We start from the raw sequence: 19,255 nt of genomic DNA on the forward strand, positions 1-19,255 counted from the left end.
TGACAGATGGCGTTCACCGGCGCCGGCGGGAGGCCGCCGACTCCAGGCCCGAGCGGCGGAGCTGGGCGCGGACGTGGCTGCCCCCGTTCTCGCCCGCCGTCCCCGGCGCGGGCGCCGGTCCCGAGGCGAGGGCCTCGACGGTCGCGGCGAGCGCGGCCACGGTCGGCGCCTCGTACAAGATGTGCGGCGGAAGCTCGGCGAGGGCGAACTCGCGGCGCAGGGCGGCCACGATGCTGACGCCCAGCAGCGAGTTGCCGCCCAGTTCGAAGAAGTTGTCGAGCACGCCGATCCGGTCGAGGCGGAGCGCGTCGCCCCAGATGACCGCGATGGCCTCCTCCTTCGGCCCGGACGGCTCCTGGTAGGGCGTGACCAGCTCGGGCCGGGGGTGCCGGTCCCCGCCGGCGCCGGCCACGGCGGGCGAGGTCACCGCCTCCAGGTTGAACCGCGCGCTGCCGGTGACGACGGTCTCGAAGTCCTGGGTGGAGACGATCACCCGGGGTTCGCCGCTGGCCAGGGCGCGCAGCAGCGAGCGGTACCCCTCCTCGAAGCCGATGCCGACCCTGGCCCGGTTCTCCTTGAAGAAGGTCTGGAGACCCTCGTCGTAGCCGGCCAGGCCGGCCTCCCAGGCGTTCCAGGTCCACTCGCCCCAGTCGATCGAGACGACATTGCGGCCGGTCGCGGCCAGGCGCAGCGCGTAGCCGTCGAGGTAGGCGTTGGCGGCGCAGTAGTCCACCTGGCCGGGGCCGCCGCCGGTGGCGGAGGTGATCGAGGAGAACAGCGCCAGGAAGTCCAGCTCGATCTCGCCGGGCTCGCCGATGCGGAGGGCCTCGGCCAGCGCCCGCGTTCCGGCGATCTTGGGGGCGAGCACGGCGTCCAGCTCCGGCGGCCGCTTGAACTGCATCAGGCCCATGGCCGGCAGGCCGGCCGCGTGCAGGACGCCGTGGAGCACACCGAACCGCTCGATCGCCGTGTCCACCGCCCGCCGCACCGCGGCCGGGTCGGACACGTCGCCGACCACGATCTCGACCTCGCCGCCGAGGTCGCGGACGGCCTGTACCCGCCGGGCGGCCTCGTCCCGGCCCGGCAGGCCGGACCGGGCGAGCAGGACGAGCCTGGCCTTGACGTCGCGGGCCATCCGTTCGGCCAGGCCGAGCGCGATGCCGCCGAGGCCGCCGGTGATCAGATAGACGCCGCCGTCGCGCAGCGGAGTGGCGTCCGGGGTGGCCATGGTCTCGTAGCCGGGGAGGTGGCGGCGGCCCCGGCGGAGCGCCACGATCCGGTCGGTCTGCGGGCGGGCCAGTTCGGCGACCAGGCCGCAGGGGGTGTCGACGTCGATGAAGCGGGTGGTCACCCTCGGGTACTCCAGGGGGATCACCAGGGCCGGGCCGATCAGGGTCGAGCCGTCGGGGTTGCGGACCTCGCCGGGGATGACCTCCTGGGTGCCGGAGGCCACGACGTCCAGCGACCAGCCGTCGAGGCCGGACTCGCCCGCCGCCCTCGCCAGGGCGACCAGGGTGTGCAGGCCGTACTCGACGGTGCCCTCGCCGGGCTCCAGGGTCCACAGGTGCAGGACCCGGTCGAGCCCGCGGCCGGCGGCGCGCAGGTCGCGCAGGAGGGCGAGGGCGTCGGCCACGTTTCCCGGGCGGACCGTGTGGCCGTCGCCGGTGGCGGCGTAGCCCTCGCCGGGGCGGACCGGGATGACGGTCGCGCCGGTCGCGGCGAGTTCGGCGGTCACCGCGTCGGCCGCACCCTCGCGGGTGAAGACGAGCCACGAGCGGGGCTGGTCAACGCTGGGCGCGGGCGCCGCGGTCTGCCGCCAGACCGGCAGGTGGAGCCACTGTTCCTCGGGCAGCTTGGGCAGGCCGGCGATGGCGTCGAACAGGTTGCCGCCGTCCAGGGCCGCCGGCTTCGCCTTCGGCCCGGCCGCGACCGAGGTCCCCTCGATCCAGTAGCGGCGCCGCTGGAACGGGTAGGTCGGCAGCGGGATCCGGCCCGGCAGGCCGGCGGTCCCGGCCTCGGGCAGCCGTCCGTGGTAGGCGTTCCAGTCCAGCTCCGCGCCGACCAGCCAGAGCCGGGCCAGGCATCCGGCCAGCACCTCGTCGTCCGGCCGCGGGTCGCTCCCGCCGGGCAGCGCGTGCAGGATCAGCGGCCACCGCCGCGGCGGGCAGCCCGCCCCGCGGACCAGCGCGCCGAGCGACTGGCCGGGCCCGATCTCGACCACGGCCAGCTCGGGGTCGGCCAGCAGCGTCTCGACGCCCTTGCCGAACCGCACCGTCCCGCACATGTGCGCGGCCCAGTAACCCGGGTCGCAGACCAGGTCGGCGTCGGCGAGCTCGCCCGTCAGGTTGGAGATGTAGGGAAGCTCCGGCGGGTTCAGCCGGATGTTGGCCTTCACCCAGTCGGTCAGCTCGCCGGCGACCGGCTGGAGCATCCGGGAGTGGAAGGCGTGGGTGGTGTCCAGCGCCCGGCACGGGATGTCGGCCCGGCGCAGCTCGGCGACGAGCCGCTCCATCTCCTCCGAGGGCCCGGCCACGACCGAGACCTGCGGGCCGTTGACGGCGGCGAGGTCCAGGCCGCGCCGCTCCAGCCGGAACCTGCGGCGCACGTCCTCGGCGGGCATCGAGACGGCCACCATGGACCCGGCGGGCATCGCTCCGATCAGCTTGGCCCGGTGCGCGACCAGGGCGATCGCGTCCGGCAGCGAGAGCACCCCCGCCAGGCAGGCCGCGACGTACTCGCCGAGGCTGTAACCGAGCATCAGCCGGGGCTGGAGGCCCCATGACATCAGGGTGCGGGCCAGGGCGTACTCGATGGCGAACAGGGCCGGTTGGGCGATCTCGGTCCGCTTCAGCGTGGCGGCCCGGCCGTCGTGGTTCTCGGCCCGGCCGAGCAGGACGGCCAGGTCGTTGCCCGCGCCGCGTCCGCCGGCCATCAGGCCGGGCAGGTCGACGCCGTCGAGTGGCCCGCGTAGCAGCTCAAGGCATTCGTCCAGGGCCGCGCGGAACGCGGGTTCGCGCTCGTAGATCTCGGTGACCATGCCCGGGTACTGCTCGCCGACGCCGGCGAACAGGAACGCCGTCTGGCGGCCCTGCACGGTGTCGACCCGGGAGAGCAGCCCGTCCTGGGCGGCTTCGCCGGTGAGGATCCGGGCGGCGTCGGCGGTGGCGGTGGCGACGACGACCTTGCGGTGCTCGAACGTCTTGCGGCCCACCTGGAGGGTGTACGCGGCGTCCGCCAGCCGCGTGCCGTGAGCGGCCCCCAGGTGGTCGCCGAGCCGCCGGGCGGCCTCCTCGGCGGCGACCGCGTTGCGGGCCGAGACCGGCAGGATCTGGTGACGGCGGCCCTTCTCATCGTTGACGGCGGCGGGCCGCGCGGGGGCCTCTTCGATGACCATGTGCACGTTGGTGCCGCCCATCCCGAGCGAGTTGAGCCCGGCGATCCTCGGCCGGCCGTCGCGGGTCCGCCACGGGGAGAGCTCGGCGTTCACGTAGAAGGGGCTGTTGTCGAAGTCGATCTCGGGGTTGGGGGCCGTGTAGTGCAGGCTCGCCGGGATGACCTGGTTCGTCAGGGCGTACGAGGTCTTGATCAGGCCGCTCGCCCCGGCCGCGCGGTCCAGGTGGCCGACGTTGGTCTTGACCGAGCCGATCGGGCAGTACCCCGTCTCCGCTGTCGGGCCGAACGCGCGGGTCAGCGCGGCCACCTCGATCGGGTCGCCGAGTTCGGTGGCGGTGCCGTGCGCCTCGACGTAACTGATGTCCTCACCGGTGACGTCGGCGTCGGCCAGCGCGTCGGCGATCACCCTGGCCTGGCCGACCACGCTGGGCGCGGTGTAGCCGACCTTGAGCGCGCCGTCGTTGTTCATCGCGGAGCCGCGGATCACGGCCCAGACGTGGTCGCCGTCCCTCACCGCGTCCGACAGGCGCTTGAGCAGGACCACGGCGGCCCCGTCGCCGAACATGCTCCCCCGGGCCCGCGCGTCGAAGGTGCGGACGTGGCCGTCGGGCGACTCCATGCCGCCGGGGCCGAAGACGTGGCCGACCTTGTCGGGGACGCGGATCGAGACCCCTCCGGCCAGGGCCATCTCGCACTCCCCCGCGCGCAGGCTCTGCACCGCCATGTGGGTGGCGACCAGGGAGGTGGAGCAGAACGTCTGGACGGCGACGCTCGGGCCGTGCAGGTCGAAGAGGTAGGAGACCGTGGTGGTGAGCGCGTCCTTGTCGTTGCCCATGATGATCTCGTAGTGGCTGACGTCCTCGTCCTCGCGCAGCAGGCGCTCGCCCATGTGGAGGAGGTAGGTGCTGAGGTTGGCGCCGCCGTAGACGCCGACCCGGCCGCGGTGCTCGGGGGCGCCGTAGCCGGCGTGCTCCAGGGCCTCCCAGCAGACTTCGAGGAACAGGCGCTGCTGCGGGTCGGTGAGGGCGGCCATGCGCGGGCTGATGCCGAAGAACTGGGCGTCGAAGCCGGCGACGTCGTCCAGGATCGGGCGGGCGGGGACGTACGCGGGGTCGTGGATGAGGGACTCGTCGACGCCGGCCGCCCTGAGCTCCTCCGGCGTGAAGAAGCTGATCGACTCGACGCCGTCGCGGAGGTTGCGCCAGAAGGCGTCCACGTCGCCGGCGCCGGGGAACCGGCCGGCCATGCCGACGATGGCGATGCGCCGGTCGTCGTCGCTCCGGGTCGCCCCGACGGGGGCGGCGGGCCGGGGGGCGGCCTTGGCCGGGGCCGCCGCGGCGCCGCGTTCGTCCAGGATGGCGGCCAGCCGGTTGACCGTCGGGGCCTCGAAGAGCAGCACCGTCGGGACGGCGACCCCGAACCGCTTCTTGACCAGCGCCAGCATCTGGAGCGCGACCAGCGAGTTCCCGCCGAGGTCGAAGAAGTTGTCGCGGGTGCCGACGGGCTCGACGCCCAGCACCTCCGACCACAACTCGGCCAGGCCGCGCTCGGTGCCGGTCAGCGGCGGGCTGTAGGGCTGCGGCAGCTCGGGCCGGGGGAACCGCTCGGCGGCGTGCGCCGGTCCGGGCCCGGCGGCGACCTTCGGCAACCGGTCGGCCAGGCCGCCCGCGGCCACCACGACGGCGGGCCGTCCGACCGCGATCACCTGGTCGAGGGCGGCCAGGGACTCGGCCGCGGTCATGGAGTGGGCGACCATCGCCGCGCCCATCCCGCCTTCGAGGCGCTCCAGCGTGACCGACCAGGTGTCCCAGCTCGCGGAGATCCATCCCGGCTTCCGGGCCAGGGCGGTGAGCGCGGCGTTGGCGGCCGAGTAGCTGCCGAACGCGATGCCGCCCAGGATCGAGGAGGTGGACGAGAACAACACGCAGAAGTCCACCTCTGGAAGCACCTCCGCCAGGACGCGGGCACCCGTGACCTTCGCGCCGAAGTGGCGCTCGACGGCGGCCTCGGTGACGTCCCGGAGCGGGAGGAAGGTGTCGGGCCCGGTCTCGGCGGCGGCGTGCACCACGCCGTCGACGCGGCCCGCCTCGGCGAGCATCGTGCGCATCGCGCCCGCGTCGGTGACGTCCACGCGGGGGGTGAGCACCTCCGCGCCGAGCGCGCGCAGCCGCTCGGCGGCGTCGCCGCGCGGGCCGCTCCGGCTGGTCAGGATCAGCCGGCCCGCGCCGGCCCGGATCAGGTGCTCCCCGACGAGCAGACCGACGTCGCCGAGGCCGCCGGTGATCAGGTAGGTGCCGCCGGGGCGCACGCCGATCCGGTCCCTGGCGGCGGCGGCCGGGACGAACTCGCGCACGTGGCGGCGGCCGTTCCGGTAGGCGACGAGGACGTCGGCCGACGTGCCCCGCAGCTCGGCGGCCAGGGCGTCGGCGTGCCCTGCGGCGCTCGCGCGCGGATCCAGGTCCACGCCGCGGCAGTCGAGGGCCAGGTACTCCTGGTTGCCGGTGATCGGCAACGTCGCCGCGGCCGCCTGGGCCGGGTCGGCGTGCTCCCCCGGCGCGACCGCCTGGCCGCCCAGCGTGGCGACGACGACGCGGGTGCTCTCGCCGCCCTCGTCGCCGAAGGCGTCCAGCAGCCGGGCCAGCGGCACGACGGCCCGCCCGTCCGGGCCACTGCCGGGGTCGAGGAGGCGGAGGTCGGCCACGACGACGGGGCCGTCCTCGGCCAGCCGCCGGGCCAGCGCGATGTGGTCGGCGGCCGAAGCGGGGTCGACGGTGAAACCGCCGGGGACCTCGGCGAACGAGTCCCCCGCCCGTACGGTCACCACCTCGCCGCCGTCGGCGCTGAGCGACTGAGCCAGCGCCTCGGCGACGCCGGTGGCGTCGGCGAACAGGACGTGACGGCCGATGGTGCGCGTTTCCGCGGGCAGCGCCTCGGCGGCCCAGCGCGACTCCAGAAGCCGGACGTGGTCGGGGTCGGCCGCCAGGCGCGGCGCCTCGGCGGGACGCCCGGCCGGGGCGTCGATCCAGTAGCGCTCCCGCTGGAAGGGGTAGGTGGGCAGGCCGACCTTGGCGGCCGGCCGGTCCTGCCGGTAGCCGGGCCAGTCGATCGGGACGCCGGCCAGCCAGAGCCGCCCGACGGCCTCGGCGAGCACGGACCCGGCCGGGCGCGGGTCGGCGGCGGCCGGGAGGGTTCCGACGACCAGCGGCCAGCGCTCGCGCGGGCAGTCACGGTGCGCCCGGACCATCGCGCCCAGCGACTGGCCGGGGCCCAGCTCCACCAGGGCGTGGTCGCCCTGGGCCAGCAGCGTGCCCAGCACGGCGTCGAACCGGACCGGCGCGCACATGTGCTCGGCCCAGTAGCCGGGGTCGGTGGCCTGCGCCTCGGTGATCAGCTCGCCGGTGACGTTCGACACGTACGGGATGCGCGGCCCGGACAACTCGATGTTGGCGCCGATCCAGGCCGTCAGCTCGGCGCGGACCGGCTCCATCATCCGGGAGTGGAAGGCGTGCCCGGTGGCCAGCGGGCGGCACGGGATCCCGTCGGCCGCCAGCAGCGCCCGGACCGTCTCCATGGCGGCGGGCTCGCCCGCGAGCACGGTCAGGTCGGGGCCGTTCTCCGCGGCCACGTCGATCCCCGCGATCCCGGCCCGCGTGATCCTGGCGGCCAGGTCGGCCGCGCCGAGCGGGACCGCGCCCATCGCGCCCTCGGGCAGCGTGTCGATCAGCGTGGCCCGGTGCGCCACCAGCGCGAGCGCGGACTCCAGCGAGAGCACCCCGGCGAGGCACGCGGCGACGTACTCGCCGAGGCTGTACCCGGCCAGCACGGCCGGGGTGACGCCCCAGCCGATGAGCGTCCTGGCCAGGGCGTATTCGACGGAGAAGAGCGCGGGGTGCAGCAGCGCGGTCGGCATCGCGTCGGAGCCGGCGCTCTCGCGGCCGAGGAGGGCGCCGAGGCCGCCGCCCGAACGGGTGTCGCGGGGGCGGAGCATCTCCTCCAGCGGGTCGGCGCCGTCCATCCGGGTGCGCAGGATCGCGCGGCACTCGTCGAGAGCGGCCCGGAACGCGGGCTCGGTGGCGTAGAGGTCCTCGGCCAGGCCCGGGTACTGCTCGCCGGTACCCGGGATCAGGAAGCCGACCGGGCGGTCGCCGCGGCTCTCCGCGCGCCCCAGCACACCCGCGTCCCGCATCCCGGCGACGGCCTCCCCGGCCGTGGCGGCGACCAGGAACCGGCGGTGCTCGAAGACGCGGCGGCCGGTCTGCAGGGTGTGGGCGACATCGCCGAGCCGCAGGCCGGGGTTGTCGGCGAGGTGGCCGGCGAGACCGGCGGTCAGCTCGTCGGCGGCCTTCGCCGAACGGGCCGACCAGATGAGCAGCTGCGGCCGGGACGTGTCGGCCGGCCGGGAGACCGGCGGGGCCTCCTCCAGCACGACGTGCGCGTTGGTGCCGCCGATGCCGAAGGCGCTGACGCCCGCCCTCCGGATCCGGCCCGCTTCGCGCGGCCACGCGCGCAGGCCGGTGACCACGTCGAGCCGGGCCCCTCCGGCGCTGAGCTGCGCGTTCGGCGTGGACAGGTTACGGGTCGGCGGGATCTCGCCGTGCCGGAGCGCGAGCGCCGCCTTGATCAGGTTGGTCACGCCGGCGGCCCGGTCGAGGTGGCCGACGTTGGGCTTGACCGAGCCGATCAGCAGGTTCCGGCCCTGGAACACCTGCTGGAGCGCGGCCAGTTCGGCGGCGTCGCCGAGCGCGGTGCCGGTGCCGTGCGCCTCCACGTAGTCGATGTCGGCCGGCGCCAGACCGGCGGCGGCGAGCGCCTCGGCCATCACGGCCGCCTGGCCCTGCACGCCCGGCGCGGTGAAGCCGACCTTGCGACCGGCGTCGTTGTTGACCGCCCAGCCCCGGATGACCGCGTAGATCTGGTCGCCGTCGGCGAGGGCGTCCTCCAGGCGCCGCAGCGCGACCACGCCGACGCCGCTGCCGAGCGGCGCGCCGAGGCCGCCCGCGTCGAAGGCGCGGCACTCGCCGTCCGGCGGGGCGATGCCGCCCTGCTGGTAGAGGTAGCCGACCCGGTGCGGCACGCCGACCGCCACGCCGCCGGCCAGCGCGAGATCACTCTCGAAGGCGGCCAGGCTGCTGGCGGCGGCGCAGATCGCCACCAGCGACGTCGAGCAGTAGCTCTGCACGGAGTAGCTGGGACCGGACAGGCCGAGGGTGTGCGAGACCCGGGTGGTGAGGGAGTCCTTGTCGTTGGCCAGGCCCACCGCGAGCTCGCCCATGACGGCGCCGATCTCGCTGGGCACCAGGTTGTTCTGCAGGTAGGAGCTCCACGCCGAGCCGCCGAAGACGCCGATCGCGCCGTCGAAGCGGGTGGGGTCGCAGCCCGCGTCCTCCAGCGCCTCCCAGCTGTGCTCCAGGAAGAGCCGGTGCTGCGGGTCGAGGATCTGCGCCTCCTTCGGGCTGAACCCGAAGAAGCCCGCGTCGAACAGCTCGACCCCGTCGATCACGGCCCCGGCCTTCACGTAACCGGGGTCGGCGAGCAGGTCCTCGGGCACGCCGGCGGCCCGGAGTTCCTCGTCGGTGAAACGGGTCACCCCGGATCGGCCGGCCCGAATGGCCGTCCACAGGTCGGCCACGCCGGACGCGCCGGGGAACCGGCCGGACATCCCCACAATGGCGATGTCGGTGCCCTCGTCTTCGATAACGTCGTCAAGCACGTCGTCGGCTCTCATGTCGGGTGTCCTCACTTCCGCGTCCCCGAGCGGGCGCGGCGACGCCGCGACCCCCGCGCCGAGCTGGTGTCCAGAGCCTGGCGGGCGCCTTCGGCGGCGTCTCCGGCCACCGCCGCGGCGAACTCCGCCACGGTCGGGTGTTCGAACAGCACGGCGGGCGCGATCGGCACGCCGAGCTCCTTCTCGATGGCGATCACCATGGCCATCCCGACCAGGGAGTTGCCGCCGAGGTCGAAGAACGGGTCGTGGACGCCGACCCGGTCGATGCCGAGGTAGGCGCCCCACACTTCGGCGACGGCGGTCTCCGCCTCGGTCCGGGGGGCCGCGTAGTCGGTGCGCAGCTCGGGGCGCGGGAAGCGCTCGCTGAGCGAGACGGCCGTGGCCGCTCCGACCAGAGCGTCGAGGTCGACCATCGCGGACCAGTCGCGGAGCACCTCGCCGAGCGGCTGCCGGACCGCCAGGACGCTGCCGTGCCCACCGGCCACGATCCGGTCCAGCAGGGCGCAGCCGGCGTCGTCGGCGAAGCCGTACCGCTCGCGGTAGGCGCGCACGCGTTCGGCCAGGCCGGTGGCGGTCTTGAGGCTCTCCGCCTGCCAGTCGTCGTGCTGCCAGGGGCCCCAGGCGATCGACACGACGCGGGTGGAGGGGGCCGAGGCGGCGAGCGCCTCGCCGTACGCGTCCAGGACGGTGTTGGCGGCGCAGTAGTCGCTCTCGCCGATGCCGCCGAACGCGGTGACGGCGGAGGAGTACAGGACGAGCAGTTCGGGCCGCCGGTCGGCGGGGGTGCCCGGGCCGACGAGTTCGGCCAGCGGGCCCATCGCGAGGACCTTGGGGGCGAGCACCGCTCCGGCGTCCGCGAGCGCCCTGCGCCGCGCCATCCCGCCGGCCGGGAGCCCGGCGGCGTGGACGACGCCGGTGAGCGTGCCGAAGTGGTCGCGGCAGCGCTCCAGGGCGGCCCGCAACTCGGCGGGCACGCCGACGTCGGCGGTGAGCAGCAGCACCTCGGCTCCGGCGGCCTCCAGTTCCGCGACGTCCCGCAGGCTGCGCCCGGCCTTGCTCTCAGGGTCGGCGTCGTGGGAGAGCGCGGTCCTGCCGACCAGCGCGAGCCTGCGCACCCCGGCCCGCACCAGGTGCCTGGCCAGCGCCATCCCCAGGCCGCGGGTGCCGCCGGTGATCAGGTATACGCCGTCCTCCCGCCACGGCGAGGGCGGGTCGGGGACCGCGGGCACCTCGGCCCAGCCGCGCAGCCAGCGCCGGCCGCGCCGCCAGCCGGAGACCCGGTCGTGCGCGGTGTCGTCGTGGCCGATGTCGAGCAGCAGTTCGCGGCCGATCTGGGCGGCGGCGGCGTCGGCGTCCGGCGCGTCGGGGTCGAGGTCGACGCCGGTCCAGTCCAGGCCCGCGTACTCGTGCCGGATCGCGCGGCCCAGACCGTGGGTCACGGCCCGGTACGGGGCCGTCGCGTCCGCGCCGAGGATCTCGGCGGCCCCCCGGGTGACGGTCAGCAGCCGCACGTCCCGGTCGCCGAGGGCCTGGGCGGCGAGCAGCAGGCTGTCGAAGCCGTATTCGACGGCGGTGTGCGGGTCGTCGGCGAGGAGGCTCCACAGGTGGGCCACCCGGACCGGCCCGTCACCGTCGGCGAGGGCGAACACCTCGGCGTAGTGGCCGGGGTCGCGGGGGTCGATGACCAGGCGGCGGCCCTCGCGGCGTAACCCGGTCCCGGCGACCACCTCGACGACCCGCGTGCCCGCGGCGGCGGCGCGGTCGGCGAGCGCCGTGCCGACGCCGCCGGAGTCGGCGAACACGATCAGCGGTCCGTCCAGCCGCAGGTCGGCGGGGGCGGCCGGGCGCGCCGGGTCACGCTGCCAGGCGGGGGCGAAGCAGAGGTCAGCCGGTTCGGCCGGCCGGGCGGACGGCACCGGCGAGCTGCCGCCCTCCCCGATCTCGGGCCAGAAGCGGGTCCGCTGGAACGGGTACGCCGGCAGGCTGACGACGCGGCCCGGTCCCGGCTGGACACGCTCCCAGGTCACGCTCGCGCCGAGTTCCCACAACCGGGAGCAGGTCTCCAGGAGCTCGACCCGGGCGTCGCGCGGTTCTCCACCGGCCCAGGAGGCCGGCAGGGTGCCCAGCACCGCGGCCCGGGACCCGCCCGCGAGGTTCTGCCGGACCAGCCCGCCGAGCGTCTGCCCCGCGCCGAGTTCGACGAACACGTCGACGTCCTGCTCGACGCAGCGCCCCACCGCGTCGGCGAACCTGACCGTGCTGACGAGCTGGTCGGCCCAGTACGCGCTGCTGGTGGCCTGTTCCGCGGTCATCGGCCGGCCGGTGAGGTTGCACAGGATCGTGGTGGCCGGGGCCCGCCGGGGCACCGATTCGATCAGCGCGGCCAGTTTCTCCCGCGCGGGTTCGAGCAGCGACGAGTGGAAGGCGTGCGCGGAGCGCAGCGGGCGGCAGGCGACGCCCTCGGCGAGCAGCCGGTGGGTGACGGCGTCGATCTCGTCGGGCGCGCCGCTGAGGACGGTCATCGAGGGGCCGTTCAGCGCGGCGATCCCTATCCCGGTCCCGGTCCCGGTCCCGGCGAGGAAGGCGCGGACCCGGTCCTCGCCGGCCGCCACCGCGACCATCTTCCCGGCCGGGACGGCGCTGATCAGGCGGGCGCGTTCGGTGACGACGCGCAGCGCGTCCTCCAGGGTGAAGACCCCCGCCAGGGTGGCGGCGACGTATTCGCCGAGGCTGTAGCCGAGCAGCACGTCCGGGCGCACGCCCCGGTGCGCGAGCAGCCGGGCCAGCGCGTACTCGACGGTGAACAGGAACGGGTGGGCGACCTCGGCGTGCGCCAGCCGGTCGTCGGTCCCCGTGGACGGTTGTGCACGTCCGAGCAGGGCGGCCAGGTCTCCGGAGGCGGCGGGCCGTTCGGCCGGCTCGAACAGGGGGCGCAGGTCGACGTCCCCGAGGAGTTCGACGCAGCGGTCGACCGCTTCGGCGTAGACGGGTTCGGCCTGGTAGAGCTCCCGGCCGAGGCCGGCGTACTGGTCGCCGACGCCGGGGAGGAGGAAGGCGACGCGCGGCCGCCCCTTGACGCGCGCGGCGGGTCCAGAGGCGGCGGCGGCCCGGAGCCCGCGGACGGCCCCGGCCACGTCGTCGCAGACCAGGACGCGGCGGTGGTCGTGTTCGGCGCGGCCGGCCCGCAGCGTGTGCGCGACGTCGGCCAGGTCGGCGCGGGGGTGGTCCTCCAGCCAGGAGGCCAGACGGGCGGCGTGCTCGCGGAACGCCGCGTCCCCGGCGGCCGAGAGGGGCAGCGCGTGCGGACCTTCGGCGACCGCCGCCGGTCCGGGCGGCGGCGCGGATTCGAGCACCAGGTGGGCGTTGGTGCCGGACAGGCCGAACGAGCTGACCCCGACCAGGCGCGGCGTGCCCTCGCCGGACAGCGGCACCGCGTCTGCGGCCGGCTGGATCGAACCGTCCGCGGGGACGGCCGGGGACGGCCGGGTCAGGTTGAGGGTCTGGGGGATGAGCCGGTTCTCCAGGATCAGCACCGACTTGATCAGCCCGGCGACGCCGGCGGCGGCCTGGGTGTGGCCGATGTTGGTCTTGACCGCGCCGACCCGCAGGGGGCGTTCGGCCGACCGGCCGCCGAAGACGTCGTGCAGGGCGCCGAGCTCGATCGCGTCGCCGAGGTGGGTGCCCGAGCCGTGCGCCTCGACGTGGTCGATGTCGTCGGGCGACACGCCGGCGGCGGCCAGCGCGCTGGTGATCACCGCGACCTGGGCGCTGCGGCTGGGGGCGGTGAGGCCGTTGCTGCGGCCGTCCTGGTTGACGGCGGAGCCGCGCAGCACGGCACGGATGCGGCGGCCGTTCGCGATCGCCTTGGAGAGCGGTTCGAGCACGACCAGGCCGGCGCCCTCCCCCATCACGTAGCCGTCGGCGTCGGCGTCGAACGTCTTGCACCTGCCGTCCTGGCAGAGCATCCCGCCGGCGCAGGCCTGGATGAAGTTGGTGGGGTGGATGGTGAGCGACGCCCCGGCCGCGACGGCCAGGTCGCATTCGCCGCGCCGCAGGCTCTCGGCGGCCAGATGCACCGCGATCAGCGACGAGGAGCAGGCGGTGTCGACCGTGAGCGTCGGGCCCGACAGGTTGAACTGGTAGGCGATCCGCCCGGCGGCGACGCTGGCGGACACCCCCGAGGCCAGATAGGGGTCGGCCAGCGCGTCCCGGCCCTGGCGTTCGAGCTGGAGACGGCCGTACTGGAGGGTGTCCATCAGCCCGATGATCACGGCGGTGCGGCTGCCCGCCACCCGGGCCGGGGAGACGCCGGCGTTCTCCAGGCCCTCCCACGTCAGCTCCAGCAGGAGCCGATGGTGGGGGTCGACGCGGAGCGCCTCACGCGGGGACAGGCCGAAGAACTCGGCGTCCCAGGTGGTGATCTCCGGCAGGAACGCGCCGTGCCTGGTGTACATGGCGGCCGGGGTGCGCGGGTCGGGATCGTAGTAGTCGTCGATGTTCCAGCGCGAGGCCGGCACCTCGGAGATGCCGTTGCGGCCCTGCGACAACATGTCCCAGTACCCCTCGACCGTCTCGCCCCCGCCGGGGTAGCGACAGGACATGCCGATGATCGCGACCGGTTCGTGGGTCCGGTCCTCGGCGGCGGCGAGCTGGCGGCGCGTCTGGGTCAGTTCGACGGTCACACGCTTGAGGTAGGCGCGGAGTTTTTCCTCGTTCCCCATCTGTCGAGCCTTTCCAGTAGCGAGGGGTGGTGGTCGGGACGGTGGTCAGAGTTCGTTGTCGATCAGCGCGAAGATCTCCTCGTCGGAGGCCGAGCCGATCTTCGCCACCACTCCCGTCGCGTCGGCCGGGGGCGCGAGCCTGGTCAGGCCGGTCTGGAGGATGGCGACGAGCTTGTTCCTGACCGCGTCCGCCTCACCGTTGAGGGAGCCGAGCTCGGCCTCGACCCGCTCCAGCGCGCCTCGCAGCGTCTCCTCGGGCGAGGGTGCGGCGGGGGCGAGGCTCCGGAACAGGTAGCCGGTCAGCGCGGTGACCGTCGGGTGGTCGAAGACGAGCGTCGCGGGCAGCCGCAGGCCGGTCTCCGCGTTGAGCCGGTTGCGGAGCTCGACGGCGGTCAGGGAGTCGAAGCCGAGCTCGTTGAACGCCCGGTCCACGTCGATCCCGTCGGCGCTGCCGTGCGCCAGCACGGCGGCGACGTGGCCGCGGACGAGGTCGGTGAGCAGCCGCCTGGCCTCGGTCTCGGGCACCGCGGCCAGCCGTTCCCGCAGGTCGCCGCCGGCGGGCGCGGCCGGGGCGCCGCCCGACGCGGCCTGCCGGCGCGGCGCGCGGACCATCCCGAGCAGCATCGGCGGCAGGTCGCCCCGTTCGGCGCGGGCCTGGAGCCCGCCGACGTCCCAGCCGGCGGCGACGACCAGCGGTTCGGCGCTGCCGAGGGCGGCGTCGAACAGGTCCAGGCCGGCTTCGGCGGGGAGCGGCGCGACGCCGGAGCGGGCCATCCTGGCCACGTCGCCGTGGGTGAGGCCGCCGGTCATGCCGCTGCCGGCGTCCCACAGGCCCCACGCGATCGACACGGCCGGCAGGCCGGTCTCGCGGCGGTGCGCGGCGAGGGCGTCCAGGAACACGTTCGCGGCGGCGTAGTTGCCCTGCCCGGCGCTGCCGAGCGTGCCGGCCAGCGAGGAGAACAGCACGAAGGCCGACAGCGGCAGGTCGCGGGTGAGCTCGTGCAGGTGCCAGGCGGCGTCGGCCTTGGGCGCGAACACGGTGTCGAGGCGGTCGCCGTTCAGCTGCTCGACGGTCGCGTCGTCCAGGACGCCGGCGGTGTGCACGACGCCGGTCAGCGGCCGGTCGGGCGGGACGAGCGCGAGCGCTGCGGCCAGCGCGGCGCGGTCGGCGACGTCGCACGCGACGACCGTGACCCGCGCGCCGAGCGCGCCCAGGTCGCCGGCCAGCTCGCCCGCGCCGGGCGCGTCCAGGCCGCGCCGGGAGACGAGCAGCAGATCCCGTACGCCGTGCCGCTCCACCAGCCGCCGGGCGACCAGGCTGCCCAGGCCCCCGGTGCCGCCGGTGACCAGCACCGTGCCCTCACCGAGGCTGGGCGGCTCGGGCGGTTCGGCGGTCCGGCGGGCCAGGCGGGGGGCCAGCAGCGCGCCGTCCACGGCCACGAGCTGCGTCTCCCCGGCCGCGACCGCGCCGGCCACGGCGGGCCAGTCGGCGAACCCCTCCGCGGCCTCCAGGAGCACGAAGCGGCCGGGATGCTCCGACATCGCGGTCCGCACCAGCCCGCGCACGGCCGCGCCGGCCAGGTCACCGGGCCGGGTCACGAACACCAGGCGGGAGTCGGCGAACCGTTCGTCGCCCGCCCACGTCCGGACCAGGTCGAGCGCCCGGCCGCACTCCTCCCTCAGCGCGGCCGGCAGCTCGCTCGACGGGCCGGCGCCGACGGGGGCGACGACGAAACCCGGCACGTCGGCGGGGAGCGGACCGGCGCCGAGGAAGACGAACGCGGTCTCGTCGCCGGCCGGCGCGGTGAGTTTCACCCAGTCCATCCCGTGGAGCACGGGTCCCCGGGCGACGGACGTGCGCGCCGGAGCGGTCCGCACCCGCAGGTCGCCGATGGAGAACACCGGGCGGCCGGAGGCGTCCGCCGCCTCGACGGTCGCGTCGTCCCCCGACGGGACCAGCCGGACCCGCAGCAGGGTGGCCCCCGAGGCGTGCAGGGTGACGCCCCGGAACGCGAACGGCAGGCGCGGCGCGCCGGGCCCGGCGGCCAGCACCATCGGGTGGAAGGCCGCGTCCAGCACGGCCGGATGGATGCCGAACCCGGTGACGTCCAGGTCCAGGGCGATCTCGGCGAACAGTTCGGCGCCCCGGGTCCACATGGCGCGCACGCCCTGGAAGGCCGGGCCGTACTCGTAGCCGAGGTCGGCCAGCCGCTCGTAGCCGCCGTCGACGGGGACCGGCTCGGCGTCGGCGGGCGGCCAGGAGGTCGCCCAGGCGGACAGGTCCGCCGCCTCCGGCGGGCCGGTGACGAGGAGCCCGGAGACGTGCCGCGTCCAGGTCACGCCGGTGCGGGCGAAGACCCCGACGGCGCGGCGGCCGTCGGCGTCGGGCGGGCCGACGATGACCTGAAGGGGCACGGCGTCGCCCTCGGAGAGGAACAGCGGCGCCTCGATGACCAGTTCCTCCAGGTGGTCGAAGCCCGCGAGCGCGCCGCCTTCGAGGGCCAGCTCGACGAAGGCCGCGCCCGGCAGCAGCACGCCGCCCTCGACGGCGTGGTCGGCCAGCCACGGTGCGGTCGCCGCGCTCAGCTCACCGGTGAACAGGAATCCGTCGTCGGCCGTCGGCACCACGGCGGTGAGCAGGGGGTGGCCGGAGGCGTCGATCCCGGCGGGCGCGATCCCGGCCGGCCCGGCGGCGCCCAGCCAGTAGCGGCGGCGCTCGAAGGCGTACGTCGGCAGGTCCACGGTGCGGTCGGGCCCGGGGGTGACGGCCGCGCTCCAGTCGACCTCCGCGCCGAGGACGTACGCGTCGGCCAGCGCGGTCAGGAAGCGGCGATGGTCACCCGCTCCCCGGCGCAGGGTCGCGGCGACGCCCGCCGGGATCCCGGCCGACTCGCAGATCTCCCGCAGGTCGTGGCCGAGGACCGGATGCGGGCTCACCTCGACGAACAGCGGCGTGCCGGTGCCCGCGAAGGCGGTGACCGCCGACTCGATCAGGACCGGGTTGCGGAGGCTCTCGTACCAGTAGGCGGTGGTCAGGCCGGCCGGGTCGATGAACTCGCCCCGGTGCGCGGAGCTGAACGCGATGTCGGTCGCCTGGGGCGCGACGCCGTCCAGGGTGGCCAGCAGTTCCTCGCGGAGCGCCTCGACGTGCGGGGTGTGGGAGGCGTAGTCGACCACGATCCGGCGGATCTGGACGGCGCCGCCGTGGGCGGCGGTGAAGGCGTCCAGCGCGTCCGCGTCACCGGCGACGACGCAGCCGGCGGGGCCGCTGTGCACCGCGATCCAGATCTGGTCCCGCCACGGCTCCAGCAGGTCGCGGACCTGCCCGGCGGGGAGCGACACGGCGAGCATGCCGCCGGTGCCGCTCAGCTTGACCAGGGCCCGGCTGCGCAGCGCGACGATCTTGGCGGCGTCCTCAAGTGAGAGCGCGCCCGCCACGCAGGCGGCGGCGATCTCGCCTTGGGAGTGGCCGACCACGGCCGCGGGTTCGACGCCGAACGAGCGCCACGCCGCGGCCAGGGAGACCATCACCGCGAACAGGACCGGCTGGACGACGTCGGTGCCCGCAAGCTCCGGCGCTCCCTCGTCGGCGCGCAGCACACCGGTGACCGACCAGCCCGTGTGCACGCGCAGCGCCTTCTCGCAGCGCTGCATCTGCGCGCGGAACGCCTCGTTGGAGTCGAGCAGGTCGACCGCCATCCCGGCCCACTGGGAGCCCTGACCGGGGAAGACGAAGACCGGCCGGGTGTCGGCGGGGGCGACCCCGGTCACGGCGGCGGGGTGCGGGGCGCCCTCGGCGAGGGCGGTCAGCGCGGCGACCAGTTCGGCGCGGTCCGCGGCGACGACGACGGCGCGGTGGGCGAAGCCGGAGCGGCGGGCCAGGAGCCGGCCGGCGGCGGACAGGTCGGCCTCGGGGGCGCCGCCGGCGAACCCGCTCAGCCGGGAGGCCTGGCCGCGCAGGGAGGCGGCGGACTTCGCGCTGAGGACCCAGACGAGGGGACCGCCGGCCGGGGCCTCGGCCTCGGTCTCGGCGGCGGGCGCCTCCTCCAGGATGAGGTGGGCGTTCGTGCCGCTGATCCCGAAACTCGACACGGCCGTCCGCACCACCCGGCCGGCGGGGAGCGGGACCGGCTCGGTGAGCAGCCGCACCCCTCCCGACGACCAGTCCACATGCGGCGTCGGTTCCGCCACGTGCAGGGTCATCGGCAGGGTCCGGTGCTCCATCGCCTTGATCATCTTGATCACGCCGGCCACCCCGGCGGCGGCCTGGGTGTGCCCGATGTTCGACTTCACCGAGCCGAGCCAGAGCGGCCGGTCGGCTCCGCGCCTGCGTCCGTAGGTGGCGAGCAGGGCCTGGGCCTCGATCGGGTCGCCGAGCCGGGTGCCGGTGCCGTGCGCCTCGACGGCGTCGACGTCGCGGGTGTCGAGCCGCGCGTCGGCCAGCGCCTGCCGCACGACCCGCTCCTGGGCGGGGCCGTTGGGCGCGGTCATGCCGTTGCTCGCGCCGTCCTGGTTGACGGCCGAGCCGCGCACCACCGCGAGGATCCTGCGGTTGTTGCGCCGTGCGTCCGACAGGCGCTCCAGCAGCAGGATGCCGACGCCCTCGGCCCAGGCCGCGCCGTCGGCGGTCGAGCTGAAGGACTTGCAGCGGCCGTCGGCGGAGATGGCCCGCTGCCGGGAGAACTCGATGAACGGCTCCGCCGAGGCCATCACGGTGGCGCCCCCGGCGAGCGCGAGGGAGCACTCGCCCCGCCGCAGCGCCTGCACCGCCAGGTGGATCGCGACCAGCGAGGAGGAGCAGGCCGTGTCCACCGAGATCGACGGGCCCTCCAGCCCGAAGGTGTACGACACCCGCCCCGACAACACGCTGGAGGCGCTGGAGGTGAACAGCGTGCCCTCCACTGCGGCCGGGACCGTGCCGATGAAGCGGCCGGCGTAGTGCTCGTACATGTTGCCGACGTAGACCCCGGTCAGGCTGCCGCGCAGCGTGGCCGGGTCGATGCCGGCCCGCTCGAACGCCTCCCACGACGACTCCAGCACGAGCCGGTGCTGCGGGTCGGTGGCCAGCGCGGTACGCGGGCTCATCCCGAAGAATGCGGCGTCGAAGTCGCCCGCGTCGTACACGAAGCCGCCGTGGCGGGTGTACGACTTGCCCACCGCCTCCGGGTCGGGGTCGTACAGGTCGGCGGCCCAGCCCCGGTCGGCGGGGAACTCGCCGATCGCGTCCACGCCGCCGGCCACCAGGTCCCACAACTCTTCGGGGCTGGTCACCCCACCGGGATAGCGGCAGGCCATGCCGACGACCGCGATGGGCTCGTGCCGGCGTTCCTCCAGCTCCGCGAGGTGCTCGCGGGTGTCCTCCAGCTCGATGATCGCGCGTTTGAGGTAGTCGCGAAGTCTGTCCTCAGTGGTCACG

Annotated in this window: 3 protein-coding genes; all 3 read right to left on the bottom strand. The window is 75.4% G+C overall.

What is annotated here, in order from left to right; genetic code table 11:
* Positions 1-13: 13 nt before the first annotated feature.
* Genes GT755_RS04635 through GT755_RS04645 form a run of 3 tightly spaced genes read right to left on the bottom strand, consistent with a single transcriptional unit; the run spans position 14 to position 19,254 of the window.
* Entirely contained in the window at positions 14-9,118 is a 9,105-nt protein-coding gene (locus GT755_RS04635; RefSeq protein WP_161478413.1) for a type I polyketide synthase, read from the bottom strand.
* 11 nt (positions 9,119-9,129) lie between these two features.
* The gene (locus GT755_RS04640) at positions 9,130-13,839 is read right to left on the bottom strand and encodes a type I polyketide synthase (RefSeq protein ID WP_161478414.1); all 4,710 of its coding nucleotides are present in this window, start codon (positions 13,837-13,839) and stop codon (positions 9,130-9,132) included.
* 45 nt (positions 13,840-13,884) lie between these two features.
* Positions 13,885-19,254, bottom strand: coding sequence for a type I polyketide synthase (locus tag GT755_RS04645; protein ID WP_161478415.1), 5,370 nt, complete (start codon positions 19,252-19,254; stop codon positions 13,885-13,887).
* Between the last annotated feature and the right edge of the window lies 1 nt (position 19,255).

Origin of the sequence: Herbidospora solisilvae, assembly GCF_009901565.1 — a bacterium.
GTDB classification, from domain to species: domain Bacteria; phylum Actinomycetota; class Actinomycetes; order Streptosporangiales; family Streptosporangiaceae; genus Herbidospora; species Herbidospora solisilvae.